An 844-nucleotide genomic window follows, 5' to 3' on the forward strand; every position below is an offset into this window, starting at 1 on the left:
CCGCGGTCGGCCAGGGCCCGCGCGCAGGCCTCGCCGATGCCGCTGGCCCCGCCGGTCACCATGGCGCTGCGGCCCGTCAGAGTCTTCTCAGCCATGGGTGGGTCCTTCCGTCGTCTGCTGTCCGGGCGCCAGCGCCCGCTCAATGAACTGCATCATCTCTTCGAATACGTGGTCGGGCACTTCCCGCGGGACGGGCTGCGCACCGTCGTCGTCCTCCCAAAGCACCCACCGCATGCCGATCAGTTCGCCGATGCCCATCAGCGCCCACGCCGCGACGTTCGGGTCCATCGGACGGACCTCGCCCGTGGCCTGCGCCGCCTTCAGTCCCTCAATGTAGCCGTTGACAATGCGCGTGTAGTGCATCCGCAGGGCGCCGGGCGACACGAACTCCGCCTGCCGGATGATCCGGTAGAGCGCGGGGTGTTCGGCGGTGAAGCGGAAGAACGCCTTGAACCCGGCCCGCTCGGCCTCCAGCCGGTTCTCCGCCGACTTCGCCGCCTCGGCCATCGCGTGGCGCACCCGCCGGTTAAGGTCCTCGACGACCTCGTCGAAGACGGCCTGCTTGCCCTCGAAGTAGAGGTAGAAGGTGCCCAGCCCGACGTCGGCCTGCTCGGTGATCTTGACGATCGAGGCCTCGTGGTAGCCCACCGACGCAAACACCGCTTCGGCCGCCTCCAACAGCTTGGCCCGCGTTCGGGTGCCCCGGGCGGTGCGTGGTGCAGCGCTCATGATTCCTGCTCCGATCCTGCGGTCAGCGGGTGGCGGCCGGGGCGGACGGCGGCCTCCCGCAGCCTCCCCCGGACCACCTTGTTCAGTGCGGTGCGCGGCAGCGCCGGCACGAAGG

At 70.1% G+C, this 844-nt stretch carries 1 protein-coding gene and 1 pseudogene; both read right to left on the bottom strand.

Features of this window, described 5'->3' with window-relative positions; translation table 11 throughout:
* Positions 1-95, bottom strand: a pseudogene (locus AC5RUJ_RS17415) (3-hydroxybutyrate dehydrogenase); the annotation flags it as partial.
* Positions 88-729 (bottom strand): TetR/AcrR family transcriptional regulator, encoded by a 642-nt coding sequence (locus AC5RUJ_RS17420; RefSeq protein WP_494128471.1) that lies wholly within the window; start codon positions 727-729, stop codon positions 88-90. The pseudogene AC5RUJ_RS17415 and the gene AC5RUJ_RS17420, both read right to left, overlap by 8 nt.
* Positions 730-844: the final 115 nt, after the last annotated feature.

The sequence above is a fragment of the Arthrobacter sp. Y3223164 genome, from assembly GCF_059091005.1.